The organism is Pseudomonas sp. S5D5, from assembly GCF_003013355.1.
Classification (GTDB): domain Bacteria; phylum Pseudomonadota; class Gammaproteobacteria; order Pseudomonadales; family Pseudomonadaceae; genus Aquipseudomonas; species Aquipseudomonas aylmerensis.
The window spans coordinates 1668946-1694934 of the sequence record NZ_PTEO01000001.1; the positions used below are offsets into that span (position 1 = coordinate 1668946).

General features: G+C 62.8%; 27 protein-coding genes. 7 read left to right on the forward strand and 20 right to left on the reverse strand.

Features of this window, described 5'->3' with window-relative positions:
• Positions 1 to 4: 4 nt before the first annotated feature.
• A complete protein-coding gene (locus C9990_RS08010) occupies positions 5 to 772 on the reverse strand; it encodes an ABC transporter substrate-binding protein (protein WP_065909580.1) in 768 nt (255 codons plus the stop codon).
• Positions 773 to 905: 133 nt separating this feature from the next.
• Here C9990_RS08010 and dnaX point away from each other — a divergent pair, with 133 nt between their 5' ends.
• From dnaX to C9990_RS08035, 5 genes are all read left to right on the forward strand, one after another.
• Positions 906 to 2960: a DNA polymerase III subunit gamma/tau gene (gene dnaX, locus C9990_RS08015; RefSeq protein WP_106802978.1), complete on the forward strand. Its 2055-nt coding sequence runs from the start codon at positions 906 to 908 to the stop codon at positions 2958 to 2960.
• Between the two features lie 43 nt (positions 2961 to 3003).
• Positions 3004 to 3342, forward strand: coding sequence for a YbaB/EbfC family nucleoid-associated protein (locus C9990_RS08020; protein ID WP_003193199.1), 339 nt, complete (start codon positions 3004 to 3006; stop codon positions 3340 to 3342).
• Between the two features lie 182 nt (positions 3343 to 3524).
• The gene (locus tag C9990_RS08025) at positions 3525 to 4559 is read left to right on the forward strand and encodes an NADP-dependent oxidoreductase (RefSeq protein ID WP_065909583.1); all 1035 of its coding nucleotides are present in this window, start codon (positions 3525 to 3527) and stop codon (positions 4557 to 4559) included.
• A gap of 66 nt (positions 4560 to 4625) precedes the next feature.
• The gene (gene recR, locus C9990_RS08030; protein ID WP_015885312.1) at positions 4626 to 5228 is read left to right on the forward strand and encodes a recombination mediator RecR; all 603 of its coding nucleotides are present in this window, start codon (positions 4626 to 4628) and stop codon (positions 5226 to 5228) included.
• Positions 5229 to 5427: 199 nt separating this feature from the next.
• Complete coding sequence (locus C9990_RS08035) at positions 5428 to 6576, forward strand: acyl-CoA dehydrogenase family protein (protein ID WP_106802979.1); 1149 nt, start codon at positions 5428 to 5430, stop codon at positions 6574 to 6576.
• Positions 6577 to 6811: 235 nt separating this feature from the next.
• Here C9990_RS08035 and C9990_RS08040 read toward each other — a convergent pair whose 3' ends face one another.
• Together C9990_RS08040 and fnr are read right to left on the reverse strand one after the other, a co-directional pair.
• Entirely contained in the window at positions 6812 to 7360 is a 549-nt protein-coding gene (locus tag C9990_RS08040) for an adenine phosphoribosyltransferase (RefSeq protein ID WP_065909587.1), read from the reverse strand.
• Between the two features lie 81 nt (positions 7361 to 7441).
• Positions 7442 to 8176, reverse strand: coding sequence for a fumarate/nitrate reduction transcriptional regulator Fnr (gene fnr / locus C9990_RS08045; RefSeq protein ID WP_065909589.1), 735 nt, complete (start codon positions 8174 to 8176; stop codon positions 7442 to 7444).
• 152 nt (positions 8177 to 8328) lie between these two features.
• On the opposite strand from fnr, the gene C9990_RS08050 reads away from it, so the two are divergent.
• Complete coding sequence (locus C9990_RS08050) at positions 8329 to 8793, forward strand: hypothetical protein (protein WP_106802980.1); 465 nt, start codon at positions 8329 to 8331, stop codon at positions 8791 to 8793.
• A 7-nt stretch (positions 8794 to 8800) separates the two neighbouring features.
• Here C9990_RS08050 and hemN read toward each other — a convergent pair whose 3' ends face one another.
• The 16 genes from hemN to ccoN (C9990_RS08130) form a co-directional block, all read right to left on the reverse strand.
• A complete protein-coding gene (gene hemN / locus C9990_RS08055) occupies positions 8801 to 10183 on the reverse strand; it encodes an oxygen-independent coproporphyrinogen III oxidase (protein ID WP_106802981.1) in 1383 nt (460 codons plus the stop codon).
• A 103-nt stretch (positions 10184 to 10286) separates the two neighbouring features.
• Positions 10287 to 10970, reverse strand: coding sequence for a sulfite exporter TauE/SafE family protein (locus tag C9990_RS08060; protein ID WP_106802982.1), 684 nt, complete (start codon positions 10968 to 10970; stop codon positions 10287 to 10289).
• Positions 10963 to 11181, reverse strand: a complete 219-nt coding sequence (gene ccoS, locus C9990_RS08065) for a cbb3-type cytochrome oxidase assembly protein CcoS (RefSeq protein WP_065909596.1) — start codon at positions 11179 to 11181, stop codon at positions 10963 to 10965. The genes C9990_RS08060 and ccoS overlap by 8 nt, the downstream gene beginning before the upstream one ends.
• A gap of 22 nt (positions 11182 to 11203) precedes the next feature.
• A complete protein-coding gene (locus tag C9990_RS08070) occupies positions 11204 to 13654 on the reverse strand; it encodes a heavy metal translocating P-type ATPase (RefSeq protein WP_106802983.1) in 2451 nt (816 codons plus the stop codon).
• A 115-nt stretch (positions 13655 to 13769) separates the two neighbouring features.
• Positions 13770 to 14309 (reverse strand): FixH family protein, encoded by a 540-nt coding sequence (locus tag C9990_RS08075; RefSeq protein ID WP_106802984.1) that lies wholly within the window; start codon positions 14307 to 14309, stop codon positions 13770 to 13772.
• Positions 14310 to 14324: 15 nt separating this feature from the next.
• Positions 14325 to 15740 (reverse strand): cytochrome c oxidase accessory protein CcoG, encoded by a 1416-nt coding sequence (gene ccoG, locus C9990_RS08080; RefSeq protein WP_106802985.1) that lies wholly within the window; start codon positions 15738 to 15740, stop codon positions 14325 to 14327.
• A 207-nt stretch (positions 15741 to 15947) separates the two neighbouring features.
• A complete protein-coding gene (locus tag C9990_RS08085) occupies positions 15948 to 16358 on the reverse strand; it encodes a type II toxin-antitoxin system VapC family toxin (protein WP_065909602.1) in 411 nt (136 codons plus the stop codon).
• Positions 16359 to 16613, reverse strand: a complete 255-nt coding sequence (locus tag C9990_RS08090) for a type II toxin-antitoxin system Phd/YefM family antitoxin (RefSeq protein WP_106802986.1) — start codon at positions 16611 to 16613, stop codon at positions 16359 to 16361.
• 160 nt (positions 16614 to 16773) lie between these two features.
• Positions 16774 to 17751 carry a cytochrome-c oxidase, cbb3-type subunit III gene (gene ccoP / locus C9990_RS08095; RefSeq protein ID WP_065909604.1) on the reverse strand — a complete coding sequence of 326 codons (978 nt, stop codon included), beginning with the start codon at positions 17749 to 17751 and terminating at the stop codon, positions 16774 to 16776.
• Positions 17748 to 17933 carry a CcoQ/FixQ family Cbb3-type cytochrome c oxidase assembly chaperone gene (locus C9990_RS08100; protein WP_005790274.1) on the reverse strand — a complete coding sequence of 62 codons (186 nt, stop codon included), beginning with the start codon at positions 17931 to 17933 and terminating at the stop codon, positions 17748 to 17750. Before C9990_RS08100 ends, ccoP (C9990_RS08095) begins: the two co-directional genes overlap by 4 nt.
• A 5-nt stretch (positions 17934 to 17938) precedes the next feature.
• A complete protein-coding gene (gene ccoO, locus C9990_RS08105) occupies positions 17939 to 18547 on the reverse strand; it encodes a cytochrome-c oxidase, cbb3-type subunit II (RefSeq protein WP_003193167.1) in 609 nt (202 codons plus the stop codon).
• Positions 18547 to 19989: a cytochrome-c oxidase, cbb3-type subunit I gene (ccoN, locus tag C9990_RS08110; protein WP_065909606.1), complete on the reverse strand. Its 1443-nt coding sequence runs from the start codon at positions 19987 to 19989 to the stop codon at positions 18547 to 18549. The genes ccoO (C9990_RS08105) and ccoN (C9990_RS08110) overlap by 1 nt, the downstream gene beginning before the upstream one ends.
• Positions 19990 to 20406: 417 nt before the next feature.
• Positions 20407 to 21321, reverse strand: a complete 915-nt coding sequence (gene ccoP, locus C9990_RS08115; protein ID WP_065909608.1) for a cytochrome-c oxidase, cbb3-type subunit III — start codon at positions 21319 to 21321, stop codon at positions 20407 to 20409.
• Positions 21318 to 21518, reverse strand: a complete 201-nt coding sequence (locus tag C9990_RS08120) for a cbb3-type cytochrome c oxidase subunit 3 (protein WP_065909612.1) — start codon at positions 21516 to 21518, stop codon at positions 21318 to 21320. Before C9990_RS08120 ends, ccoP (C9990_RS08115) begins: the two co-directional genes overlap by 4 nt.
• A 3-nt stretch (positions 21519 to 21521) precedes the next feature.
• Positions 21522 to 22130 (reverse strand): cytochrome-c oxidase, cbb3-type subunit II, encoded by a 609-nt coding sequence (ccoO, locus tag C9990_RS08125; protein WP_065909614.1) that lies wholly within the window; start codon positions 22128 to 22130, stop codon positions 21522 to 21524.
• Positions 22131 to 22140: 10 nt separating this feature from the next.
• Entirely contained in the window at positions 22141 to 23565 is a 1425-nt protein-coding gene (gene ccoN, locus C9990_RS08130; protein ID WP_065909616.1) for a cytochrome-c oxidase, cbb3-type subunit I, read from the reverse strand.
• A gap of 79 nt (positions 23566 to 23644) precedes the next feature.
• Between ccoN (C9990_RS08130) and C9990_RS08135 the strand changes: the two genes are divergently transcribed.
• Positions 23645 to 24337 (forward strand): alpha/beta family hydrolase, encoded by a 693-nt coding sequence (locus C9990_RS08135; protein WP_106802987.1) that lies wholly within the window; start codon positions 23645 to 23647, stop codon positions 24335 to 24337.
• Between the two features lie 84 nt (positions 24338 to 24421).
• Here the strand turns inward: C9990_RS08135 and C9990_RS08140 are convergent, their stop codons facing one another.
• Positions 24422 to 25987: a PAS domain-containing methyl-accepting chemotaxis protein gene (locus C9990_RS08140; protein WP_065909619.1), complete on the reverse strand. Its 1566-nt coding sequence runs from the start codon at positions 25985 to 25987 to the stop codon at positions 24422 to 24424.
• Positions 25988 to 25989: the final 2 nt, after the last annotated feature.

The following is a 25989-nucleotide window of genomic DNA, read 5'->3' on the forward strand; positions in this document are numbered from 1 at the left end:
ACTGTCAGTTCCTGTCAGGAGTGTGCAGGGGCTGCGCGCCTTCCCCGGTGTACAGCTGGATGATGTCATCGATCTCGCCCGACATCTTCATCCGCAGCAGCGTGCGCAGGATGCGCTGCACCGGCACGTCCGGGTCATTGCGCACGGTGCAGCCGAGGTTCTGCTCATCGATCACCGCGACCTTGTGCAGCTTTTGGCCGATCGGCATGCGCTGGTTGAAACGGTCGAGAATCCATTCGTTGATCACCGCAAACTTGAAGCGCCCGGCCACCAGTTTGTGCAGCACCTGTTCTTCGCTGCGCGCATCGTCGCGGGTGAGTTGGCCGCTGGCAAACAGCGGGTCGAGCGTGGCATAGCGATAGTTGAGCACCGTGCCGATCGATTGCGCCGGCAATTGCTTCACATGGACCGGTTGCGCGGGCACCTGGGTGCTGACCAACAGGTTGCGCTGCACCATCAGCGGGATACTCCAGGTGTAATCACCGGACAGGTTGTCGAACCAGGCCTGGGTGACATAACAGCGCACGTCGATCTCGCCGTGTTCCATGGCCGCCGAGATACGCGCCCGTGCCAGCACATGGAATTGCGCCGGCCGACCGACCTGGGTGGCCAGGCTCAACATCAAGTCATACAAAATCCCCTGGGTGGGCCGGCCGTCCTCCAGTTGCACCATGGGCATCGCCCAGCTGTCGGAAACCGAGAAGCGCAGCGGTGCGGGCGCCGCCAGGCTGGCCGAGGCAATCATCCATAAAGCGCCCAGGACTACGCGCATAGACTCTCCGGGTTCAGGCCTTTTCGGGGCCAATCAGCAGAGCTTAGTCAGATTAGACGAGCGTGCCGGATGCAATTTCCCCCTTGCTCCGCTAGCATTACCGGCTCCCGCTTCCCAGTTGCGACGGTTTTCGATGAGTTATCAGGTTCTTGCACGTAAATGGCGTCCGCGCTCGTTCCGCGAAATGGTCGGCCAGACCCATGTGCTCAAGGCTCTGATCAATGCCTTGGACAGCCAACGGCTGCACCACGCCTACCTGTTCACCGGTACTCGCGGGGTGGGCAAGACCACCATTGCGCGCATCATCGCCAAATGCCTGAACTGTGAAACCGGTATCACTTCCACGCCCTGTGGCACGTGTTCGGTGTGCCGGGAAATCGACGAAGGGCGTTTTGTCGACCTGATCGAGATCGACGCCGCGAGCCGCACCAAGGTCGAAGACACCCGCGAGCTGCTCGACAACGTGCAGTACGCGCCGAGCCGTGGTCGCTTCAAGGTCTACCTGATCGACGAAGTGCACATGCTTTCCAGCCACTCTTTCAATGCCCTGTTGAAGACGCTGGAAGAGCCGCCGCCCTACGTCAAGTTCATCCTGGCCACCACCGATCCGCAGAAACTCCCTGCAACGATTCTGTCGCGGTGCCTGCAGTTCTCGCTGAAAAACATGACCCCCGAGCGCGTGGTCGAGCATCTGACCCACGTGCTGGGCGTCGAGAACGTGCCGTTCGAAGACGCCGCACTGTGGCTGCTCGGCCGTGCGGCGGATGGTTCGATGCGCGACGCCATGAGCCTCACCGACCAGGCCATCGCCTTTGGTGAAGGCAAGGTCATGGCCGCCGATGTGCGCGCCATGCTCGGTACCCTGGACCACGGCCAGGTGTTCGACGTGCTGCACGCGCTGATCGAAGGCGACGCCAAGGCGTTGCTCGAAGCTGTGCGCCACTTGTCGGAGCAAGGCCCGGACTGGAACGGCGTGCTCTCGGAAATCCTCAATGTGCTGCACCGCGTCGCCATCGCCCAGGCCTTGCCGGAAGGTGTCGACAACGGCCATGGCGACCGCGACCGCGTGTTGGCCCTGGCCCAGGCGCTGCCGGCCGAAGACGTGCAGTTCTACTACCAGATGGGCCTGATCGGGCGCCGCGACCTGCCGCTGGCGCCGGACCCGCGAGGTGGCTTCGAGATGGTCATGCTGCGAATGCTGGCCTTCCGGCCCGCTGACTCGGCGGACGCACCGAGACAGCCGCTAAAGCCAGTGGGGATCAGCCAGGCCACAGTTGATTCCGCCAAATCAGTGGCTGGCGCGGCGGTGGTTGCGCCAGTGGTTGCCGCACCTGTTGCGCCGGCGCCTGAGCCTGCGCCCGTGGTGGCAGCGCCGGTGGTCACGCCGCCTCCGGTGGTCGAGCCCGAGCCTGCGCCTGTTGTCGACCTGCCCTGGAATGATCCGGTAGAGCCTGAAGTCGAGCCCGAACTGCAGCCTGCGGTGGAGCCCGTGCTGGAAACGGCCGGCGAGCAGCCGGAGCTGACCCCGATGCCCACGCCGACCCCTGACAGCGTGGTGCCGGATGCGCCGGAGTGGGTCGCCGCGCCTGTGCCGGAACCGACCGTCGCTCAGGTCGAGGCCGCCGTTCCAGGGATCGACCTGGATGACGAGCCGCCGCTGGACGAAGACTACATCGAGCCGGACATGGATTCGGCCTACAGCTACCTGGATGACCTGGCCAGCGAGCACACCGCCGAGCCGGCCCCGGAGCCCGAGGCCGAGCCTGCTGCGGCGCCGGCCACCGGCCTGGCCCTGCAATGGCTGGAGCTGTTCCCGAAGTTGCCGATCTCCGGCATGACCGGCAGTATTGCCGCCAACTGCACTCTGATTTCCATCGAGGGCGACCACTGGCTGTTGCACCTGGACCCGGCCCACAGCGCCCTGTTCAACGCGACCCAGCAACGTCGCCTCAACGATGCCCTGAACCAGTACCATGAGCGCACGCTGACCGTCGCCATCGAGCTGATCAAGCCTGAGCAGGAAACCCCAGCCCAGGCCGCGACCCGCCGGCGCATCAACCGCCAGCGCGAAGCCGAGGACTCGATCCAGGCTGATCCGCTCATCCAGCAAATGATGCAACAGTTCGGCGCCGTCGTTCGCCACGATACAATTGAACCTGTCGAAGCCCCGGTGCCCCAGGCGTCCTGATACCGGGCTACTAAATTGATCCACGTACTTTGAGGTGATTCCCATGATGAAAGGTGGCATGGCCGGCCTGATGAAGCAGGCGCAGCAGATGCAGGAAAAGATGGCCAAGATGCAGGAAGAACTGGCCAACGCCGAAGTCACCGGTAAAGCCGGTGGCGATATGGTCAGCGTGGTGATGACCGGTCGTCACGACATCAAGCGCGTGAGCATCGACCCAAGCGTGTTGCCAGGCGTGGGCGAAGATGACCTGGAAATGCTCGAGGCGCTGTTCGCCGCGGCCGTCAACGACGCCGTGCGCAAGATCGAAGCCAACAGCCAGGACAAAATGTCCGGCGTGACCGCTGGCATGCAATTGCCACCGGGCATGAAGCTGCCGTTCTGATCGGCGAGCTTTAGCTAGACTCCAGTGCCAGGCCTCGTGCCTGGCATTTTTTTTGGGTGTGGCGTCGGTTTGCCACGCCGCTGCGATGCACACGCGGCGGGGCGATAGACGAAACATCGAACCGCAAGCGCTCTACCATGGTCTGCACCCTATACCGATGAATTCGATAAAGGAGCCCCCTGATGCCTCAAGAACCGATTCTTAACCAGCGCATCGTCCTGGTCTCACGCCCGCAGGGCGCCCCGACCCCGGAAAATTTCCGCCTGGAACGCGTGAACCTGCCGGAGTTGGCAGACGGCCAGGTTCTCCTGAAAACCCTGTACCTGTCCCTCGACCCCTACATGCGTGGCCGCATGAGCGATGCACCGTCCTACGCCGCGCCGGTGGAAATCGACGAGGTGATGACCGGTGGCGCTGTCAGCCGTGTCGAGCAGTCGCGTAATCCGAAATTTGAAGTGGGCGACCTCGTCGTTGGTTCCACCGGCTGGCAGAGCCACAGCATTTCCGATGGCCGCAACCTGATGCCGGTGCCCAAGGGCCTGGCCAGCCCGTCCATGGCCCTTGGGGTGCTGGGCATGCCGGGCATGACCGCGTACATGGGTCTCACGGACATTGGCCAGCCACAGGCCGGCGAAACCCTGGTGGTGGCGGCAGCGTCCGGCGCCGTGGGCTCGGTGGTGGGGCAGGTGGCCAAGCTCAAGGGCTTGCGTGTGGTAGGTGTGGCGGGAGGCGCGGACAAGTGCCGCTACGTGGTCGAGGAGTTGGGTTTTGACGCCTGCATTGACCACAAGAGCGCGGATTTTGCCAACGAGTTGGCCCTGGCGTGCTTCAAAGGCGTGGACATCTATTTCGAGAACGTCGGCGGCAAGGTGTTTGACGCGGTCGTGCCGCTGCTCAACCCCAAGGCGCGGATTCCGCTGTGTGGGCTGATTGCCGGTTATAACGCGCATGAACTGCCGAGTGGTCCTGACCGTCTGCCGGCGCTGCAGCGGACCTTGCTGACCAAGCGGGTGCGTATCCAGGGCTTTATCGTGTTCGACGACTACGGTGATCGCCATCCGGAGTTCATCAGTGCCATGGCGCCATGGGTGCGCGAGGGCAAAGTGAAATTTCGCGAAGACGTGGTCGATGGCCTGGAGCAGGCGCCCGAAGCGTTTATCGGTTTGCTGGAGGGACGTAACTTCGGCAAGTTGGTGGTACGTGTCGCGCAGGATTGAGGATTTGACGCTTATCCGGGGCGCGGGTATAAACCGCGTCTCGTTGTTTTGTCGGACCATTGCCCCATGAGCTTCAGCCCTCTGATTCGCCAACTGATCGACGCCTTGCGCACATTGCCGGGCGTTGGCCAGAAAACCGCCCAACGCATGGCGCTGCAGCTGCTGGAGCGTGACCGCAGCGGCGGCACCCGGCTGGCCCAGGCCCTGAGCCAGGCCATGACTGGCGTGGGCCATTGCCGCCAGTGCCGCACTCTCACTGAAGAAGAACTCTGCCCGCAATGCGCCGACCCGCGCCGCGACGACACCCTGCTGTGCGTGGTGGAAGGGCCGATGGATGTGTACGCGGTGGAACAGACCGGCTATCGCGGGCGCTACTTTGTGCTCAAGGGCCATCTGTCGCCGCTGGACGGCCTGGGCCCGGAGGCTATCGGCATTCCGCAACTGGTGGCGCGCATTGAAGAGCAGGGCACCTTTACCGAGGTGATCCTGGCCACCAACCCTACGGTGGAAGGTGAAGCGACGGCGCATTACATCGCGCAGCTGTTGACCAACAAAGGCCTGATCACCTCGCGCATCGCCCACGGCGTGCCGCTGGGTGGCGAGCTGGAGCTGGTGGATGGCGGGACGCTGGCTCACTCGTTCGCAGGTCGCAAGCCGATCGCGCTGTAAAAAACACCGCAGCTCAAAATGTGGGAGCGGGCTTGCTCGCGAAAGCGGTCTGTCAGTGCCGAATGCACTGACTGTTCCACTGCTTTCGCGAGCAAGCCCGCTCCCACATTGGTTTTGTATTGTCAGCAGAATGTGCGCATAACTTGATAACCAAGCAAGCGCTTGGTAAGTTCGCTCCACTTCACCGTGGAGCTTGCCGATGTCTGCCTACCAGGACTACTTCGACCCCAGCCACCAGTTGGTCCGCGACAGCGTGCGCCGTTTTGTCGAGCGCGAAATGCTGCCGGACATCGAGCAATGGGAGGAGGCCCACAGCTTTCCCCGTGAGCTGTACCTCAAGGCCGGTGCGGCGGGAATCCTGGGGATTGGTTATCCCGAGGCCCTTGGCGGTAGCCATGAAGGTGACCTGTTCGCCAAGGTGGCCGCCAGTGAGGAGCTGATGCGCTGCGGTTCCGGCGGGGTGGTGGCGGGCTTGGGGTCGTTGGATATCGGCTTGCCGCCGATAGTCAAATGGGCGTTGCCATCGGTGCGCGACCGGGTGGCACCCCAGGTGCTGTCGGGCGAGAAGATCATCGCCCTGGCGGTGACCGAGCCGGGCGGCGGCTCCGATGTGGCCAGCCTGCAGACCCGCGCCATTCGGGAGGGCGAGCATTACCGCGTCAGCGGCAGCAAGACCTTTATCACCAGCGGCAGCCGTGCCGACTTCTACACTGTTGCCGTGCGCACCGGCGGGCCGGGCTTTGCCGGTATCAGCCTGGTGCTGATCGAGAAAAACACCGCCGGTTTCACCGTTGGCCAGCCCCTGAAGAAAATGGGCTGGTGGGCGTCGGACACCGCTGAATTATTCTTCGACGATTGCCGCGTGCCCGTAGGCAACCTGATTGGCGCCGAGAACATGGGCTTCGCCTGCATCATGGGCAACTTTCAGAGCGAACGCCTGGCGCTGGCATTGATGGCCAACATGACTGCGCAGATGGCGCTGGAGGAAAGCCTCAAGTGGGCTTCCCAGCGCGAAGCATTCGGCAAACCCATCGGCAAGTTCCAGGTGCTCAAGCATCGCCTGGCGGAAATGGCTACCGCTGTGGAGGTGTCCCGCGAGTTCACCTACCGCCAGGCAGCGAAGATGGCGGCCGGCAAAAGTGTGATCAAGGAAATCTCCATGGCCAAGAACCTCGCCACCGACACCGCCGACCGCGTCACCTATGACGCTGTGCAAATCCTCGGCGGCCAGGGCTACATGCGCGGCAACCTGGTGGAGCGGCTGTACCGCGACAACCGCATCCTGTCCATCGGCGGGGGCACCCGCGAGGTGATGAATGAGATCATCAGCAAGCAGATGGGGTTGTGATCATGGGTACTCTCTCGAGCGCTATCGCTGGCAAGCCAGCGCCTACGGGTAGGCGCATGCCAACGTGGGAGCCGGGCTTGCCCGCGAGGTGATGAATGAGATCATCAGCAAGCAGATGGGGTTGTGATCATGGGTGCTCTTTCGAGCGCTATCGCTGGCAAGCCAGCGCCTACGGGTAGGCGCATGTCAGGGTGGGAGCCGGGCTTGCCCGCGATGGGGCCGGTGCAGGCAGCGATTAACGTTCGTTCAACGCGAACTGCGTCAGGCAGAAGGTCGGGATACCCATGTCTTCCAGGCGTTGCGACCCACCCAGCTCCGGCAGGTCGATGATCGCCGCCGCTTCGAAGATCTTCGCCCCCATGCGCCGCACCAGGTTGGCCGCCGCAATCAGGGTGCCACCGGTGGCGATCAGGTCATCGAACATCAGTACCGAGTCGCCCTCGCAGAGGCTGTCGGCGTGGACTTCCAGGAACGCTTCGCCGTATTCCGTCTGGTAACCCTCGGCCAGGACGTCAGCCGGCAGCTTGCCCTGCTTGCGGAACAGGATCAGCGGTTTGTTCAGTTGATAGGCGATGATCGAACCGATCAGGAAGCCCCGCGCATCCATCGCGCCGATATGGCTGAAATCGGCCTCGACGTAACGGTGAGCAAAGGTGTCGGCCACCAGGCGCAGGGCCTTGGGCGATTGGAACAAGGGCGTGATGTCACGAAAGATCACCCCAGGCTTGGGGAAGTCGATGACGGGACGGATCAGGGATTTGATGTCGAACGAATCGAAGGTCATCGGCGCAGAGTCCTGGGCGTGGAAAACGGACGCCAAGTATACCTGCGGCCTTGCCAATTGGCGCGGCCGCAGGCGTCTGCCTCAGGTCTCCAGGGAGCCACCGGCGAGTGCGCACAGCTGGATCGGATCGAGGATATGCACTTCCTTGCCTTCGGCGGCGATCAGCTCGTTCTGCTGGAAGCGGGTAAACACGCGGGACACGGTTTCCACGGCGAGGCCCAGGTAGTTGCCGATTTCATTGCGCGACATGCTCAGGCGGAACTGGTTGGCCGAGAAACCCCTGGCGCGAAAACGTGCCGACAGGTTGACCAGGAATGTAGCGATACGCTCGTCGGCGGTTTTCTTCGACAACAGCAGCATCATTTGCTGGTCGTCGCGAATCTCGCGGCTCATCACGCGCATCAACTGGCGGCGCAGTTGCGGTAACTGCAGGGCCAATTCGTCGAGGCGCTCGAAGGGAATTTCGCACACCGACGTCGTCTCCAGCGCCTGGGCCGACACCGGGTGAATCTCGGTGTCCATGCCCGACAAGCCGACCAGTTCGCTGGGCAGGTGGAAACCGGTGATCTGTTCCTCGCCGCCGTCGCTCAAGCTGAACGTCTTCAGGGCGCCCGACCGTACTGCATAGACGGAGTCGAACTTGTCGCCCTGGCGAAACAGAAACTCGCCTTTTTTCAGTGGGCGACCGCGTTTAACGATCTCGTCCAGCGCATCCATGTCTTCCAGATTCAGCGAAAGTGGCAGGCAGAGGGGGGCCAGGCTGCAATCCTTGCAATGAGCCTGGCTGTGAGCGCGCAGTTTAACTGGCTCGGACATTTCTTAAATCCTTGTGGGAAAACACACATAAGACGTAAGGGTAACGCACTGGGGGGCGCCGAGGCCAGCCTGTACAAAAACCGGCAACGGTATAAAGGTTTTTGTAACAGGGTCGATACAGTGGTGTACCTCCATGAGCCGGAGCTCAGAACATGTCCGTTATCGCTGCCAACAACCCTGCCATCCGCCTGCCGATCGTGCCGGATACGAAACCTGCCGCAGGGGCCGATGAAAAGGCCGAAGTCCCCGCGCCTGCTGCTGAAACCAAGGCGGTCGAGGGTGTGGCGGTGAAGATTTCCAGTGCCGGTTTCCAGGCTGCCAAAGCCGATTCCAACAAGGACATCGACGACAGCAACCTGAAGGACAGCATCAAGCAATTGCTGAAAATGATTCGTGAGCTGAAGAAGCAGATTGCCGACAAGATGGCCGAAATCGCGGCGGCTTCGGCGGATAACTCCTTGACCCCCGAGGCGCGCCAGGCGCGGGTGGGTAACCTGCAGGCCTCGCTGGCGGCCTTGCAAAGCGGCCTGACGATGGCCCAGATGCAACTGGGCAAGGCCTTGAAGGACGAGCCAGCCGACGCACAGATGCAAGCCATGAGCCTGGCATCGAAGTAGCGCCCGCTCAGATCACCCGCGAAAATCGCTGCCTGTTCTGATGTTCCAGATAGGCATCGAACACCATGCACACTGAGCGTACCAACAGCCTGCCAGCCGGCAGCACACGGATGCCCTGCGCGTCCAGTTCGATCAGGCCGTCCTGCGCCATGGTCTCGAGTTGGGGCCAGACGTCGTCAAAATACCCGCGAAAATCAATGTTGAAAGCCTGCTCGACCCGATCGAAGGCCAGGCTGAAATTGCAGATCAATTGCTGAATCACCTCGCGTCGCAGCCGATCATCGGTGGTGCACAGCAAGCCACGGCTGGTGGCCAGTTGAGCGCCGGCGAGGGTGTTCTGGTAGCCATTGAGGTCGCTGGTGTTCTGGCAGTACAGGTCACCGATCTGGCTGATGGCGGACACGCCGAGCCCGATCAGGTCGCAGTGCCCATGGGTGGTGTAGCCCTGGAAGTTGCGCTGCAGGGTGCCTTCTTCCTGGGCGACGGCGAGTTCGTCGTCCGGCAGGGCGAAGTGGTCCATGCCGATGTAGCGATAGCCGGCCTGGGTCAGTTGTTCGATGGTGGTTTGCAGCATCAGCAACTTGGACGCCGGTGACGGCAGTTCCTCGGTGTTGATCCGCCGCTGGGGCATGAAGCGCTCAGGCAGGTGGGCATAGTTGAATACCGACAGGCGGTCCGGTTGCAGCCTGATCACTTCCTCCACGGTGCGCGCGAAATTGATCGGCGTCTGCTTGGGCAGGCCGTAGATCAGGTCGATATTGATCGAGCGAAACTGCAGGGTGCGCGCCGCATCGATCACCGCGCGGGTCTCTTCCAGGCTTTGCAGGCGGTTGACCGCACGCTGCACGTCCGGGTCGAGGTCCTGCACGCCGATGCTGACGCGGTTGAAGCCCAGTTCGCGCAGCAGGCCCATGGTCGCCCAGTCGGCCTCGCGCGGGTCGATCTCGATGCCGTAGTCGCCGGAGTCATCGTCGAGCAGATTGAAGTGCTGGCGCAGGCTGCCCATGACCTGGCGCAGTTCGTCGTGGCTGAGAAAGGTCGGCGTGCCGCCGCCCAGGTGCAGTTGTTCCACCGGCTGCTTGGGGTCGAGGTGGCAGGCCACCAGTTGGATCTCCTGCTCCAGGCGCTGCAGGTACGCCTGGGCGCGGCCACGGTCCTTGGTGATCACCTTGTTGCAGGCGCAGTAGTAGCAAATGTTCGCGCAGAACGGCACATGCACATACAGCGACAGCGGGCGCACGGCCTTGCGGCTGTCGCGCAGGGCGTGGAGCAGGTCGAAAGTGCCGACCTGGCTGTCGAATTGTACGGCGGTGGGGTAGGACGTGTAGCGCGGTCCCGCCAGGTCGTAACGGTGAATCAGATCGGTGTCCCAACGAATGGCGTCGAGCATGCGGGCGTTCCCCCGGATAGGCTAGTGGGCCGAGTCTAGGGGCGTGACCTGGAGGGCATGTTGATTTGCATCAACGGGGAGCGGCGCTATGCCACATGGCCTTTTAATGGCCCATTAGCCAGTGCTGATGCGGACCGGGCAATGTCCAGACGCCGAACAGGATCACCAGCAAGCCGCCGGCCATGCGCACACTGCGTTTGCGCAATAACGCCGTGACCCGTTCCGCTGCCAGGCCGGTGGCCAGCAGCACTGGCCAGGTGCCCAAGCCGAATGCCAGCATCAGCAACGCGCTGTCCAGCGCATTGCCCTGGCTCGCCGCCCACAGCAGGGTGCTGTAGACCAACCCGCACGGCAACCAGCCCCACAGCGCGCCCAGCAGCAATGCGCGGGGCAGGCTGGACACCGGCAGCAAACGGTTCGCCACCGGCTGTATATAGCGCCACAGGCCGCGTCCGAGGCTTTCGATGCGCGTCAGGCCGCTCCACCAGCCGGCCAGGTACAAACCCATGCTGATCAACAGCAACCCGGCGAGTACACGCATGAACATCGCCGCCGGGCTGTTGGCCACGGCCCAGCCGGCCAGGCCGATCAACAACCCCGCCGTGGCATAGCTGAGAATGCGCCCCAGGTTGTACGCCAGCAGCAGGCGAAAGCGGCGGCTGCGTTGCTCCTTGGGAATCGCCAGGGTCAGCGCGCCCATCAGCCCGCCGCACATGCCCAGGCAGTGGCCACCGCCCAGCAGGCCGAGAATCAGCGCGGAGACCAGCAGCGGCGCGAGTTCAAGCATGGGGCGGATCTTTGGGTGCGGGCGGCTGCTCGGGGCCGTTGGCTTCGTCGATGGCGGCCAGGTGGTTGGGGTCCTGATCGTCGAACAGCACGCTGTGGGCCGGGCCGTCGAGGTCATCGTACTGGCCGCTGTCCACCGCCCAGAAGAAGATGTAGATAGCGACACCGACTAACAGCAGCGCCGCCGGAATCATCACGTATAGAGCTGGCATCTGCACTCCATGCCCGCGCGGCTCAAGCCGGCAGCGGGCGGGTTACTGAGGGGGCGCTGTGGGCCGGCGCGCTCGGCAGGCGAGTCAGGCGCAGGGCGTTGAGCACCACGGTCAACGAACTGAGGGACATGCCGATCGCCGCCCAGATCGGGGTGATCCAACCGAGGGCGGCAAACGGCAGCATCAGGCCATTGTACAGCCCGGCCCACAGCAGGTTCTCAATGATTACCCGGCGGGTGCGCCGCGCCAGGCTGAAGGCTTGCACCAGCGCGTCGAGGCGGTTGGACAGCAGCACCGCATCGGCGCTGGTCTTGGCCAGATCAGTGGCCGAGCCCATGGCCACGCTGATATCGGCAGCGGCGAGTACCGGCACATCGTTGACGCCATCGCCGAGCATCAACACCGTGCGGCCTTGCTGGTGCAAGCATTGCAACACCTGCAGTTTGTCGTCGGGGCGCAGGCCGCCGTGGGCTTCGTCGATGCCCAGCTCAGCGGCGACACTCGCGACCATCGGCGAGGTGTCCCCCGACAGCAGCAGCGTGCGCCAGCCACGCGCCTTGCACGCGGCCAGCAACGCGGGTGCGTCGCTGCGCAGGCGGTCGTCCAGCACGAACCAGGCGAGGGCGCCGTCACGGTCACCGAGCAGCAGCCATTGGCCGGCTTCGTTCGGCGAGGCCGGCATCGGGCAGCCACTGAGTTCGCAGACAAACCCCGGCTGGCCGATGCGCAGCAGGCGTTCACCGACGCGGCCTTCCAGGCCGAGCCCGGGGAAACTCAGCACTTCATCGGCGGCCATGGGCGCGCGGCCAAACGCGCGGGCAATCGGGTGTTCGGAGCGATTTTCGAGGGCGGCGGCGAGGGCCAGGCACAAGTCGCTGCTGGTGGCGCCCAAGGTGCGGATGGCTTTGAGTGCCAGGCGGCCTTCAGTGAGGGTGCCGGTCTTGTCGAAAATCACCGTGTCGATCTGGTTCAAGCCTTCGAGCACGTGGCCCCGGGTCAGCAGCAGGCCGAGTTTGTGCAGGGTGCCGGTGGCGGCGGTGAGGGCGGTCGGCGTGGCCAGGGACAGCGCGCACGGGCAGGTCGCAACCAGCATCGCCAGCACGATCCAGAACGCCCGCGACGCATCCAGCTCCCACCACACCAGGCCGATCACCGCCGCGGCGATCAGCGAGCACAACAGGAACCACTGCGCGGCGCGGTCGGCGATCTGCGCCAGGCGCGGTTTCTCGGCCTGGGCTCGCTCCAGCAGGCGCACGATGGCGGACAGGCGCGTGTCGTGGCCCAAGGCCCGCACCTCGACCTTCAGGGCGCCCTCGACATTCAGGGTGCCGGCAGTCACCGCATCGCCCGCGCGCCGCGGTTGCGGCAGGTATTCGCCGGTGAGCAGCGATTCATCGATGCTCGATTGACCGTCGAGGATCACCCCGTCCGCAGGCAGTACCGCGCCGGGATGCACCAGCACCCGGTCGCCCACCGCCAGTTCGCTCAAGAGGATGCGCTCGCTCTGGCCATCTCCCTTCAGGCGCAGGCACGAAGCCGGCAGCAGGTTGACCAATTGCGCGGTGGCCGCCGCCGTTCGCTCGCGTGCGCGGCGCTCCAGGTAACGGCCGGCGAGCAGGAACAGGGCGAACATGCCGACGGCGTCGAAGTACAACTCGCCGACCCCGGTGATCGCCGTCCAGATACCGGCCAGATAGGCCCCGCCAATCGCCAGGGATACCGATACATCCATGGTCAGGTGGCGGGTGCGCAGATCGCGCAGGGCGCCTTTGAAAAACGGCGCGCAGCTGTAGAACACGATGGGTGTTGTCAGAAACATCGCCACCCAACGCAGGATCACGTGCAGCTCGGGGCTGAGGTCGATATTGAATTCCGGCCAGGTGGCCATGGTCGCCATCATCGCCTGGAACCACAGCAAGCCGGCCACGCCCAATTGGCGCAGGGCCAGGCGGTTTTCGCTGGCCAATTGCTCGGCGGCACGGTCGGCCTGATACGGGTGCGCAGCGTAGCCGATGTGGCGCAGTTCGCTGAGCAGTTGGCTCAACGGCAACTGGCCATCGGCCCAGCGCACCTGCAGGCGATGGTTGGACAGGTTCAACCGCGCCTCGGCGACGGCGGGCAGGCTGCGCAGGTGTTTTTCGATCAGCCAGCCGCAGGCCGCGCAGCTGATGCCTTCCATCAGCAGTGTCGCTTCGGCGAGATCGCCGTCGTGGCGCACGAAGGGTTTTTGCACGTCGGCGCGGTCATACAGCGCCAGTTCGTCGACCAGTTGCACGGGCAGCGCCTCGGGGTTGGCCGAGGCTTCGCTGCGGTGCTGGTAATAGCTTTCCAGGCCCCCGGCCACGATGGCTTCGGCCACGGCCTGGCAGCCGGGGCAGCACAGCTCGCGGCGCTCGCCGAGGATCACCGCCGTGAAGCGGCTGCCGGGCGGGACGGGGAGGGCGCAGTGGTAGCAGGGGGTTGGGCTGGTCATGGGTAGGGATTCTAGCCGGCTGGGAGGGCCGCATCGCCGGCAAGCCGGCTCCTGCAGGGTAACGCGTCAGGCCTGCAGGCGCCGGCTTGCCGGCGATGCGCGAAGCGCAGGTGGATTATTTTTTCAGGTCTTCGGCACCCTGCAGTGGCTCATCACCCAGCAGCAAGTCCTTGTCGTGGCTGACCTGTTCTTCTTCGAACATGCGCCAGGTGCGGTCGCCTTCCACGCCGAGCAACTCGACGAAACGACGGCCTTCGACTTTGTCGGTGACCTGGCCGATGTAGCGGCCGGCTTCGCTGTCGCTGCGGGCCAGGTTGATCTTGCGATCCTTCTCCGGCTGGGTCGGGGAGATCAGGTTCAGTTCCAGGGTTGCCGGGTTGCTGTTGCCGGTCAGGTGCACGTCGACTTCGCCGGTCAGCTCGTCCAGGTGCACCTTGGCGCGCAGTTGCAGGGTCTGGGCCAGCAGTTCGCGGTCCAGTGAGCGGTTGATGCCTTTGCCGGCCTCGTAGTAGTTGTCGTTGACCAGGTTGTCCGGGTTGTTCACCGCGATGGTCACCATGGACAAGGTCAAGGTCACCGAGCAGGCCAGGATCCCAATGATGATCCAGGGCCAGAGGTGCTTGTACCAGGGGCTTGCGGCAGTAGCTACGGACATTCTCATGCTCTCTGTTTAACGGACTTGTGGGCCGATGAATCGGCTCTTGGCTTCGATCTGGACGCTGGTGTCATCAGCATCGCGCAGGATGAAGGTCACCTCGTTGGTGCTCGACGGCAACTGCTCCGGTGCACTCGACAACTCCACCGGCATGCTGACGATATCGCCGGCGGCCACCTTGATTTCGCGCCGGCCCTGCAGCTTGAGATCCGGCAGGCCGGCGGCGTCGAGCACGTAGGTGTGGTCGCGCTGGTCCTTGTTCATGATCTTCAGGCTGTAGACGTTTTCGATCCGGCCCTCGGCATTTTCGCGGTACAGCACGCGGTCTTTGCTGACGTCGAAACCCACCAGCGAGCGCATGAAAAACGCCCCGACCAGCAGGCCGATCATCGCCAGCAACACCAGCGCGTAACCGATCAGGCGCGGGCGCAATTTGTGGGTCTTCTGCCCGGACAGATTGTGCTCGGTGGTGTAGCTGATCAGGCCGCGCGGGTACTCCATCTTGTCCATGATGTTGTCGCAGGCATCGATGCAGGCGGCGCAACCGATGCACTCGATTTGCAGGCCGTCGCGGATGTCGATGCCGGTGGGGCAGACCTGCACGCACATCGTGCAGTCGATGCAATCGCCGAGGCCCTGGGCCTTGTAGTCGACACCCTTTTTACGCGGGCCACGCACTTCGCCACGGCGGGGGTCATAGGAGACGATCAGGGTGTCCTTGTCGAACATCACGCTCTGGAAGCGCGCATACGGGCACATGTAGATACACACCTGTTCGCGCAGCCAGCCGGCATTGCCGTAGGTGGCGAGGGTGAAGAACCCGACCCAGAAATACGACCAGCCATCGGCCTGGCCGGTGAAGAAGTCGAACACCAGTTCGCGGATCGGCGAGAAGTAGCCGACAAAGGTCATGCCCGTGACAAACCCGATCAACAGCCACAGGATGTGCTTGCTGAATTTGCGCAGGAACTTGTTGATGCCCATGGGCGCTTTATCGAGCTTGATGCGCTGGTTGCGGTCGCCTTCGGTGACTTTTTCGCACCACATGAAGATCCACGTCCACACGCTTTGCGGGCAGGTATACCCACACCACACGCGGCCGGCGTACACCGTGATGAAGAACAGGCCAAACGCCGCCACGATGAGGATGCCCGAGAGCAGGATGAAGTCCTGGGGCCAGAAGGTTGCGCCAAAAATGAAGAACTTGCGCTCCGGCAGGTTCCACCACACTGCCTGGTGTCCGCCCCAGTTCAGCCACACCGTGCCGAAGTAGAGCAGGAACAGGCCGGCGCCACCGAGCATGCGCAAGTTGCGGAACAGGCCGGTGAAGGCGCGGGTGTAGATTTTCTCTCGCGACGCATAAAGGTCGACGGATTGACTGGCGTTTTTGGCAGGCGGGGTAACGTCATGTACCGGTATCTGGTTGCTCATCATTGCATCCCACGGCGGTGGAGATTTGCCTCGGCCAGTACGTGCCAACCGGGGTCAAATTAAGGGTGTTGCAGTGGCCTAATGATACGCCCCCGACAGTGCGCAAAGGGTGCGACCTTTGGTCGCGTTGGGGGAAATCAATTGATGGTGTACGTGACCTGGATCAATTGACTTGAGAAGTATGGACGTTTTTTGCCGGTGAACAGGTCATTCGTCCCACGGATTTATCAGGGCAACACCACTGGACTTGAAGTCGCTGATGTTACGCGTCACCACGGTGAGCCCATGCACCAGCGCAGTTGCGGCAATCAATGCGTCACTTTCGTTAGCTTGGTCCGGCACCTGTAAATGGGCACAACGCAGCGCAACGGCGGCATCAACCGGCAATATTCTGGCATCGAACGCTGGCATTACATGACGTTTGAGCCACGTACGCAGCACTTTCCCCTGGGCCGGGTCTCGGCGCTCCATCCGCAGTACGCCGGTTTCCAGTTCTTTCAGCGTAATTGCTGAGATAAACATGCGCGGGGCGATAACGCTTTTTGCCCAGGCGACCACTCTTGCGTCAGCCTGAGGTTTACGAAGTTCAGAGATTACGTTGGTGTCGAGTAGGTACATTCAAGAGAGGTCCACGGGGCGGTGAGTGACCACGGCACGTTCGGTTTCAAAGTCGATTTCGGCCGCTTCCGGCATCACCAACAGGTCAACGATGTCGACATTCAGACCTGTCAGTTTCTGGTAGTCCTCAATGCTTAGCAGTACATGGGCTGGCTTGCCGCGATCAGTGATAAAAACCGGCCCCTGACGGGCGGCTTTTTTGGCACCGCTTGTGTCTTGGTTGAATTCCCGACTGGAAATGGTGGTGATAGTCATGGGCATCCTCCCTTCGGTAGATTGAATGTAGTTACGTTACTACTTTGTGGCGGTGGGCGACAAGCTCGATATTACGAGCGGTTGAGCATTCGGCCGTTGAAATGGCAGCAGCCAGAAACGACAAAGCCCCGTGATTCGGGGCTTTGTCATGACTAAAGGCTTACTGCTCTTCAGTCTTCTTGTCCCCATGGGACAAGCTGTACACATACGCCGCGAGCAGGTGCACCTTGTCGTTGCCCTGCAGTTGCTCCTGCGCAGGCATCTGGCCCTGGCGGCCCCAGCGGATGGTCTGCTGCAGTTGCGCGAAGCTCGAGCCGTAGATGAATGCGCCCGGGTGAGTCAGGTCGGGTGCGCCCATGGCGGGGGTGCCTTTGCCGGCCGGGCCATGGCAGGCCACGCAGTTGGCGGCGAAGAGTTTCTCGCCGTTGGCCACGTCAGCCTTGGTGCCTTCCGGCAGCTTGCGCCCATCGAGGTTGGTGACGACGAAGGCAGCCACATCGGCCACGCCCTGTTCCTTGAGGATATCCAGCCAGGCCGGCATCACCGCATGGCGGCCCTTCATGATGGTTTCCTTGATGGTGGCCGGCTCGCCACCCCAACGCCAGTCGGCGTCGGTCAGGTTGGGGAAGCCATAGGCACCCTTGGCGTCGGAGCCGTGGCAGACCGAGCAGTTGGAGGCGAACAGGCGGCCACCCATCTTCAGGGCCTGTGGGTCCTTGGCGACTTCCTCAATTGGCATCGACGCGAATTTGGCGAAGATCGGCCCGAACTTGGCGTCCGACCTGGCCATTTCCTTTTCCCATTCGTGCACGCCGGTCCAGCCGGTCTGGCCGTTGGCGAAGGGGGTTTGCTTGTCGTTGTCGAGGTAGTTGTAGCCCGGCAGCAGGCCTTTCCAGTTGCCCAGGCCGGGGTAGAGCGCCAGGTAACCGAGGGCGAAAATGATGGTGCCGACGAACAGCATGAACCACCACTTGGGCAGCGGGTTGTCGTACTCCTCGATGCCGTCGAACGAGTGGCCGACGGTCTCGTCGGTCTGCTCGGCGCGCTGGCCCTTGCGGGTCGACAGCAGCAGCCAGGTCAGGGCGAAGATGGTACCCAGACTGAGGACTGTGACGTACAGACTCCAGAACGTAGTCATTCTTTGTTACTCCTAGAAGCTTGCTCGACGTGCTTGATGGCTTCGGGATCATCCGCAAAGGGCAGCATGGTCGCGTCGTCAAACTCCGACTTGCGTCGCGGGCTGAACACCCACAGCGCCAGGCCGACAAAGGCCACCATCACTACAACGGTGCCCAGGCCTCGAATCATCCCGATATCCATGTAGGTCACCGTTTGCTTTTGATGATGGTGCCAAGGCCTTGCAGGTAGGCCACCAATGCGTCCATTTCAGTCTTGCCCTTCACGGCTGCAGCGGCACCGGCGATGTCTTCGTCGGTGTAGGGCACGCCCAGGGTGCGCAAGACTTCCATCTTCTTCGCGGTGTCCTTGCCGTCGAGCTTGTTTTCCACGAGGAACGGGTACGCCGGCATTTTCGACTCAGGCACCACGTTGCGCGGGTTGTACAAGTGCGCACGTTGCCAGTCATCGGAGTAACGCCCGCCGACACGGGCCAGGTCCGGGCCGGTGCGCTTGGAACCCCACAGGAACGGGTGGTCCCACACGCTTTCGCCGGCAACCGAGTAGTGGCCGTAGCGTTCGGTCTCGGCGCGGAACGGGCGGATCATCTGCGAGTGGCAGCCGACACAGCCGTTGGCGATGTAGACGTCGCGGCCTTCCAGTTCAAGCGCGGTGCGCGGCTTCATGCCTTCGACCGGCTTGTTGGTCACGTCCTGGAAAAACAGCGGGACGATCTGGGTCAGGCCGCCGATGCTCACGGCGATGACCATGAAGAAGGCCAGCAGGCCGATATTCTTCTCGACTACTTCATGCTTCATCAGTGGGCTCCCACAACGGCGATCTTGGCGGCGGCTTCGGCTTCTGCAGGGTCGGAGGCACGCACGGTGCGCCAGACGTTGTAGGCCATGAACAGCATGCCGGCGGCAAAGAACGTACCGCCCAGGGCGCGGACGATGTAGCCCGGGTGGCTGGCTTGCAGCGCTTCGACGAAGGAGTAGGTGAGGGTGCCGTCATCGTTGATCGCACGCCACATCAGGCCCTGGGTGATGCCGTTGACCCACATCGAGGCGATGTAGAGCACGGTGCCGATGGTGGCCAGCCAGAAGTGCGTGTTGATCAGGCCGACGCTGTGCATCTGCGCACGGCCGAACAGTTTCGGGATCATGTGGTACAGCGCGCCGATGGAGATCATCGCCACCCAGCCGAGGGCGCCGGCATGAACGTGGCCGATGGTCCAGTCGGTGTAGTGGGAGAGCGAGTTGACGGTCTTGATCGCCATCATCGGCCCTTCGAAGGTCGACATGCCGTAGAACGCCAGCGAGACCACGAGAAAACGCAGGATCGGGTCGGTGCGCAGCTTATGCCAGGCGCCCGACAGGGTCATCATGCCGTTGATCATGCCGCCCCAGCTCGGTGCCAGGAGGATGATCGACATCGCCATGCCCAGCGACTGCGCCCAGTCCGGCAGCGCGGTGTAGTGCAGGTGGTGCGGGCCGGCCCAGATGTACAGGGTGATCAGCGCCCAGAAGTGCACGATGGACAGGCGGTACGAGTAAATAGGACGTTCGGCCTGTTTCGGCACGAAGTAGTACATCATCCCGAGGAAACCGGTGGTCAGGAAGAAACCCACGGCGTTGTGGCCGTACCACCACTGGATCATCGCATCCGTCGCCCCGGCATAGGCCGAGTAGGACTTGAACAGGTTCACCGGCAACGAAGCGTGGTTGACGATGTGCAGCATCGCCGTGACCAGGATGAAGGCACCGTAGAACCAGTTACCGACATAGATGTGCTTGGTCTTGCGCTTGACGATGGTGCCGAAGAACACCACCGCATAGGTCACCCAGACGATGGCGAGCAGGATCGCGATCGGCCATTCCAGCTCGGCGTATTCCTTGGTGGTGGTGTAGCCCAGCGGCAGGGTGACAATGGCGCTGACGATGACCGCTTGCCAACCCCAGAAGGTGAAGGCCGCGAGACTGTCGGAGATCAGTCGCGTCTGGCAGGTGCGCTGCACGACATAGTAGGAGGTGGCAAACAATGCACATCCGCCGAAGGCGAAAATCACCAGGTTGGTGTGCAGCGGGCGCAGGCGGCCGAAGGTCGTCCAGGGCAAGCCGAAATTCAATTCCGGCCAGACCAGTTGCGAGGCGATGAACACCCCGAGCCCCATGCCAAGGATCCCCCAGACCACCGTCATGATGGCGAACTGGCGGACTACCTTATAGTTATAAGCAGTCGGACTGATTGCTGTGCTCATTCTAAGGTTCCACGGTTTAGGTTTTTTTATAGGTAAAATCGGCCGCAAGTATGTAGAAAGCGAGGGGCCATTGCAACGCAATGACTGACCTGTATCAATGCGTTCCACGCCAGATTCTGCGCCCTTTCCATGTTTTGCGTAGGGACAAAATCCGAAATCGAAAGCTGATCAAGTGGACAAGAATTTTCACAGGCCGCAGCGGGCAACGCCGTGCGCTCTGAACCGGTCCACTGTGCAAGGAAGCGTAGACCCGATTGGCAGGGGGGGAAAGTGGTGCTTTGGAAGGGTGTGACGAACTGACGCAGAGCGGCAGCCATAAGCGGCAAGTTGCATGCCGCAGGAAAAAACGGCTGCAAGATCCAAGTTGGGAACTCTTCTCTTGCAGCCTGAAGCTTGAAGCTTCCCGCTCACCGCCTGCTATTGATGGGACAGGCTATACACGTATGCCGCCAGCAGGTGCACCTTGTCATTGCCCTGCAGCACTTCCTGTGCCGGCATCTGGCCCTGACGGCCGTGACGGATGGTCTGCTGCAACTGCGCGAGGCTGGTGCCGTAGATATAGCCGGCCGGTTTGGTCAGGTCAGGCGCGCCCATCGCTTCCATACCGTGGCCTTGCGGACCGTGGCAGGCGACACAGGTGGTGTTGAACGCGGTTTGGCCCGCAGCCAGGTCGGCACTGCTGTCGGCCGGCAAGGGCAACTTGGCCAGGTCGTGGCGCACATAGGCGGCGACGTTTTTCACCCCCTCGTCACCCAGCATGTCACCCCAGGCCGGCATCGCCGCGTGGCGGCCGTTGAGGATGGTGGTCTTGATCGCCTCGGCCGAACCGCCCCAGCGCCAGATGTTGTCGGCCAGGTTCGGGAAGCCGAACGCGCCCTTGGCATCCGAGCCGTGGCACACCGCACAGTTGGAGGCGAACAGGCGTGCGCCCATCTTCAACGCCTGCGGGTCCTTGGCGACCTCTTCCAGCGGCATGGCCGAGAATTTGGCGAAGATCGGCCCGAACTTGGCGTCGGCCCTGGCCATTTCCTTGTCCCATTCCTTGGTCTGGGTCCAGCCGTCTTCATAGCCCGGCAGCACACCTTTCCAGTTGCCCAGCCCCGGGTAGAGGATCAGGTATCCGACGGCAAACACCAGGGTGCCGGCGAACAGCATGAACCACCACTGGGGCAGCGGGTTGTCGTATTCCTCGATGCCATCGAAGGCGTGGCCCATCGTCTGGTCGACGCTGCCCTTGGTCTCGCCCTTGCGGGTGCCGATCAACAGCCAGGTCAGGCCGATCAGGCTGCCGAGGGTCAGTACGCAGATCCATGTACTCCAGAATAGGGTCATGGCCGGTTGCTCCTTGTTGCAGGCTCTTCTTGAGCGTCGGATGGAGTGGGTTCATCGGCGAAGGGCAGCAGGCGCGCCTGCTCGAATTCCGCATTGCGCCGGTTGTTGAACACCCATAGCGACAAGCCGATAAAGGCGATGGCGACCACCAGCGTGCCGAGGCCGCGGATGGTGCCTGCATCGAATTCAAATCCCATGGCTCACCTCTTGCTCTTGATGGCGGTGCCGAGCACTTGCAGGTACGCCACCAGGGCGTCCATCTCGGTCTTGCCCTTGAGGCTGGCGACCGCACCACTGATGTCGTCGTCGGTGTACGGCACGCCGAGGGTGCGCATCACTTTCAACTTGGTCTCGGTGTGGCTGCTGTCGACGGGAGCGGTGACCAGCCACGGATAGGCCGGCATCTTCGACTCGGGCACCACGTTGCGCGGGTTGTACAAGTGCGCGCGGTGCCAGTCGTCGGAGTAGCGTGCGCCGACGCGCGCCAGGTCCGGGCCGGTGCGCTTGGAACCCCACAGGAACGGGTGGTCCCACACGCTTTCGCCGGCGACCGAGTAGTGGCCGTAGCGTTCGGTCTCGGCGCGGAATGGGCGGATCATCTGCGAGTGGCACTGTACGCAGCCTTCGCGGATGTAGATGTCGCGGCCTTCCAGTTGCAGCGCGGTATAGGGCTTCATGCCCTCGACCGGCTTGTTGGTCACGTCCTGGAAAAACAGCGGGACGATCTGGGTCAGGCCGCCGATGCTCACGGCGAGCACCATGAGCAGCATCAACAGGCCGACGTTCTTTTCAATCGTTTCGTGTTTCATCACAGACTCCTCAGGCCAGCTGCGCAGTGGTGGCGGCTTCGGCGGGTTGCGCCGAGCGCACGGTGCGCCATGTGTTGTAAGCCATCAGGAACATGCCGCTGAGGAACACCGCACCGCCTACCAGCCGCACGATGAAGCCAGGGTGGCTGGCCACCAGGGTTTCGACGAAGGAGTAGGTCAGGGTGCCGTCTTCGTTGACCGCACGCCACATCAGGCCCTGGGCGATGCCGTTGACCCACATCGAGGCGATGTAGAGCACGGTGCCGATGGTGGCCAGCCAGAAGTGCGCGTTGATCAGGCCGAGGCTGTACATCTGCTCGCGACCGAAGATTTTCGGGATCATGTGGTACAGCGCGCCGATGGAGATCATCGCCACCCAGCCGAGGGCGCCGGCGTGTACGTGGCCGATGGTCCAGTCGGTGTAGTGGGAGAGGGCGTTGACGGTCTTGATCGCCATCATCGGGCCTTCGAAGGTCGACATGCCGTAGAACGCCAGGGAGACCACCAGGAAGCGCAGGATCGGGTCGCTGCGCAACTTATGCCAGGCGCCCGACAGGGTCATCATGCCGTTGATCATGCCGCCCCAGCTCGGTGCCAGCAGGACCAGCGACATCACCATGCCCAGCGACTGTGCCCAGTCCGGCAGCGCGGTGTAGTGCAGGTGGTGCGGGCCGGCCCAGATGTACAGGGTGATCAGCGCCCAGAAGTGCACGATGGACAGGCGATAGGAGTACACCGGACGCTCGGCCTGCTTGGGCACGAAGTAGTACATCATCCCCAGGAAGCCCGCAGTGAGGAAGAAGCCTACGGCGTTGTGTCCGTACCACCACTGCACCATGGCATCCGTCGCACCGCCGTACAGCGAGTAGGACTTGGTCAGGCTGACCGGGATTTCCAGGTTGTTGACGATGTGCAGGATAGCCACGGTGATGATGAACGCACCGAAGAACCAGTTGCCGACGTAGATGTGCTTGGTGTTGCGCTTCATCACCGTGCCGAAAAACACGATGGCGTAGGCCACCCAGACGATGGTGATGAGGATGTCGATCGGCCATTCCAGCTCGGCGTATTCCTTGGAACTGGTGTAGCCCAGCGGCAAGGTGATCGCGGCCAGCAGGATCACCAATTGCCAGCCCCAGAAGCAGAACGCGGCGATTTTCGGCGCGAACAGCTGTGTCTGGCAGGTGCGTTGCACCGAGTAGAAGGAGCTGGCGAACAGCGCACAGCCGCCGAAGGCGAAGATCACCGCGTTGGTGTGCAGCGGGCGCAAGCGGCCGAAGCTGGTCCAGGGCAGGTCGAAGTTGAGCGCAGGCCAAACCAATTGGGCAGCGAGAAAAACCCCGAGCCCCATGCCGACGATGCCCCACACCACCGTCATAATGGCGAATTGGCGGACCACCTTGTAGTTATAGGCGGTACTTAAAGTAGTGTTCATGGTTCCCCATCCACGGTTCAACCCAAGCAGATGCGGCACTTGGGCTGGAGTTATAGGCAGACTAAAAAGCGAGGCAAGCATGGGCAAAGAGCACAAGGCCAGTATTGACGGGGATCAATGGGCGCACTGTGTGCGCGAACGCGGCTGGCTGTGGGATGTCGCGGCGGGCGAGGCGTCGGGGGCACCTGTCACGTTGATCCTGGCCCACGGCGCCGGCGCACCGATGGACTCATCGTTCATGAACGACATGGCTGCACGCCTTGCCGGGCACGGCGTGAACGTGTTGCGCTTCGAATTTGCGTACATGGCCCAGCGCCGGATGGACGGCGTTAAACGCCCGCCGAACCCGGCGCCGAAACTGCTGGAGGCGTGGCGCGAGGTGCATGCCGAGGTGCGACGTCATGTCGCTGGGAAACTGGCGATTGGCGGCAAATCCATGGGCGGGCGGATGGCCAGTTTAGTCGCGGATGAACTGGGCGCCGATGGGCTGGTGTGCCTGGGTTATCCGTTTTATGCGGTGGGCAAGCCAGAGAAGCCACGGGTCGAGCACTTGGCCGGGCTGAAGACGCCGACCTTGATCGTGCAGGGCGAGCGCGATGCGTTGGGCAATCGGGCGGCGGTGGAGGGGTATGGCTTGTCGCCGAGCATCGAGGTGATGTGGCTGGTGGCGGGGGATCATGACTTGAAGCCGTTGAAGGCATCGGGGTTCAGTCATGAGCAGCATCTGGAGGCGGCGGCAGTGAAGGTCTCAAGCTTTCTTGCTGGCCTTTAGGGCCTCATCGCAGGCAAGCCAGCTCCCACATTTTGATGTGTGAACACCGTCGAATGTGGGAGCTGGCTTGCCTGCGATAGCGATCTATCGGTTAAACCGCTCTACCAGCGAGTACTGGGTATTGGCGGTATGCGTCAGTTCTTCACTCAACTGCGCCGAGTTCAACGCCTGCTCCGAGGTCTGGTCCGCCAGCAGCGCAATGGTGCTGATATTGCGGCTGATCTCTTCGGCCACCGAGCTTTGCTCTTCGGTCGCGGCGGCGATCTGGGTGGTCATGTCGGTGATGTGCGCCACGGCTTCGCTGATGCCGACCAGCGCCTGGTCCGCTTCCATCACCCGTGCCACACCTTCTTCGGCCTGGCGGTGCCCGGCGTCCATGGTTTGCACGGCGGCCGCGGCGGTTTGCTGCAGCTTGGCGATCAGGGCATGGATCTGCCCGGTGGATTCGGCGGTGCGTTGCGCCAACTGACGGACTTCATCCGCCACGACCGCAAAACCACGGCCCATCTCACCGGCGCGGGCCGCTTCGATGGCGGCGTTCAGCGCCAGCAGGTTGGTCTGGTCGGCGATGCCTTTGATCACGTCGACCACGCCGCCGATTTCATCGCTGTCCTTGGCCAGTTGGGTGACGGTCACGCCGGTCTCGCCCACGGCCACCGACAGGCGCTGGATCGCCTCGCGGGTTTCGCCGGCGATATCGCGGCCACGGCCGGTCAGGCGATTGGCTTCCTGGGTGGCATCGGCGGTGCGCTGCACGTGGCTGGCGACTTCCTGGGTGGTCGCGGCCATCTGGTTGACTGCCGTAGCCACCTGCTCGGTTTCCACGCGCTGGCGCTCCAGGCCGGAAGAGCTGTTATGCGCCAGGGTGTTGGACTGTGCAGCCTGGTCGTTGAGGTGCTCGGCCGTGTCCTGCAAGCGCGTGAGGCAGGTCTTCAGACGCGCCTCCTGGCTGAGGATCGACATTTCCAGGCGCGCCTGGGCACCCCGGCTGTCGGTGTACATCTGCGCGATCAGCGGGTCGGACGTGGTCTGCTCGGCCAGGCGCAGCAGGCGCTTGAGGCCGCGTTGTTGCCAGCTCAGGCCCAGCAGGCCCAATGGCACCGACAGCCCGGCCGCCAAGGCGAAGCCCCAGTGGGAGTTGAGCGAGGCGCCGATCATGAAGCTCAGCTGGCTCACCAGGATAAACGGCAGCCAGTCCTGCAGCACCGGCAGCCACTTGTCGCGCTGGGGAATGGCCGACTTGCCCTGGTTGATGCGTTGATAGAGCGCTTCGGCACGGCGGATCTGCTCGGAGGTGGGCTTGATGCGCACCGATTCGTAGCCGACCACCTGGTTGCCTTCGAAGACCGGCGTCACATAGGCGTTGACCCAGTAGTGATCGCCGCTCTTGCAGCGGTTCTTGACGATGCCCATCCATGGCAAGCCTTGTTTGAGCGTGGACCACATGTGCGCGAACACCGCTGCCGGTACATCCGGGTGACGCACCAGGTTGTGCGGCGCGCGAAGCAGCTCTTCGCGGGTGAACCCACTGATCTCGACAAACGCGTCGTTACAGTAGGTGATCACACCCTTGGCATCCGTGGTGGAGATCAACCGTTGCTGAGCGGGGAAGGTACGTTCGCGCTGGGTAACGGGTTGGTTATTACGCATGA

Coding starts and splice junctions, on each gene's coding strand:
- C9990_RS08010 (WP_065909580.1), bottom strand. CDS start 772: ATGCGCGTAGTCCTGGGCGCTTTATGGATGATTGCCTCGGCCAGCCTG.
- dnaX (WP_106802978.1), top strand. CDS start 906: ATGAGTTATCAGGTTCTTGCACGTAAATGGCGTCCGCGCTCGTTCCGC.
- C9990_RS08020 (WP_003193199.1), top strand. CDS start 3,004: ATGATGAAAGGTGGCATGGCCGGCCTGATGAAGCAGGCGCAGCAGATG.
- C9990_RS08025 (WP_065909583.1), top strand. CDS start 3,525: ATGCCTCAAGAACCGATTCTTAACCAGCGCATCGTCCTGGTCTCACGC.
- recR (WP_015885312.1), top strand. CDS start 4,626: ATGAGCTTCAGCCCTCTGATTCGCCAACTGATCGACGCCTTGCGCACA.
- C9990_RS08035 (WP_106802979.1), top strand. CDS start 5,428: ATGTCTGCCTACCAGGACTACTTCGACCCCAGCCACCAGTTGGTCCGC.
- C9990_RS08040 (WP_065909587.1), bottom strand. CDS start 7,360: ATGACCTTCGATTCGTTCGACATCAAATCCCTGATCCGTCCCGTCATC.
- fnr (WP_065909589.1), bottom strand. CDS start 8,176: ATGTCCGAGCCAGTTAAACTGCGCGCTCACAGCCAGGCTCATTGCAAG.
- C9990_RS08050 (WP_106802980.1), top strand. CDS start 8,329: ATGTCCGTTATCGCTGCCAACAACCCTGCCATCCGCCTGCCGATCGTG.
- hemN (WP_106802981.1), bottom strand. CDS start 10,183: ATGCTCGACGCCATTCGTTGGGACACCGATCTGATTCACCGTTACGAC.
- C9990_RS08060 (WP_106802982.1), bottom strand. CDS start 10,970: ATGCTTGAACTCGCGCCGCTGCTGGTCTCCGCGCTGATTCTCGGCCTG.
- ccoS (WP_065909596.1), bottom strand. CDS start 11,181: ATGCCAGCTCTATACGTGATGATTCCGGCGGCGCTGCTGTTAGTCGGT.
- C9990_RS08070 (WP_106802983.1), bottom strand. CDS start 13,654: ATGACCAGCCCAACCCCCTGCTACCACTGCGCCCTCCCCGTCCCGCCC.
- C9990_RS08075 (WP_106802984.1), bottom strand. CDS start 14,309: ATGTCCGTAGCTACTGCCGCAAGCCCCTGGTACAAGCACCTCTGGCCC.
- ccoG (WP_106802985.1), bottom strand. CDS start 15,740: ATGAGCAACCAGATACCGGTACATGACGTTACCCCGCCTGCCAAAAAC.
- C9990_RS08085 (WP_065909602.1), bottom strand. CDS start 16,358: ATGTACCTACTCGACACCAACGTAATCTCTGAACTTCGTAAACCTCAG.
- C9990_RS08090 (WP_106802986.1), bottom strand. CDS start 16,613: ATGACTATCACCACCATTTCCAGTCGGGAATTCAACCAAGACACAAGC.
- ccoP (WP_065909604.1), bottom strand. CDS start 17,751: ATGACTACGTTCTGGAGTCTGTACGTCACAGTCCTCAGTCTGGGTACC.
- C9990_RS08100 (WP_005790274.1), bottom strand. CDS start 17,933: ATGGATATCGGGATGATTCGAGGCCTGGGCACCGTTGTAGTGATGGTG.
- ccoO (WP_003193167.1), bottom strand. CDS start 18,547: ATGAAGCATGAAGTAGTCGAGAAGAATATCGGCCTGCTGGCCTTCTTC.
- ccoN (WP_065909606.1), bottom strand. CDS start 19,989: ATGAGCACAGCAATCAGTCCGACTGCTTATAACTATAAGGTAGTCCGC.
- ccoP (WP_065909608.1), bottom strand. CDS start 21,321: ATGACCCTATTCTGGAGTACATGGATCTGCGTACTGACCCTCGGCAGC.
- C9990_RS08120 (WP_065909612.1), bottom strand. CDS start 21,518: ATGGGATTTGAATTCGATGCAGGCACCATCCGCGGCCTCGGCACGCTG.
- ccoO (WP_065909614.1), bottom strand. CDS start 22,130: ATGAAACACGAAACGATTGAAAAGAACGTCGGCCTGTTGATGCTGCTC.
- ccoN (WP_065909616.1), bottom strand. CDS start 23,565: ATGAACACTACTTTAAGTACCGCCTATAACTACAAGGTGGTCCGCCAA.
- C9990_RS08135 (WP_106802987.1), top strand. CDS start 23,645: ATGGGCAAAGAGCACAAGGCCAGTATTGACGGGGATCAATGGGCGCAC.
- C9990_RS08140 (WP_065909619.1), bottom strand. CDS start 25,987: ATGCGTAATAACCAACCCGTTACCCAGCGCGAACGTACCTTCCCCGCT.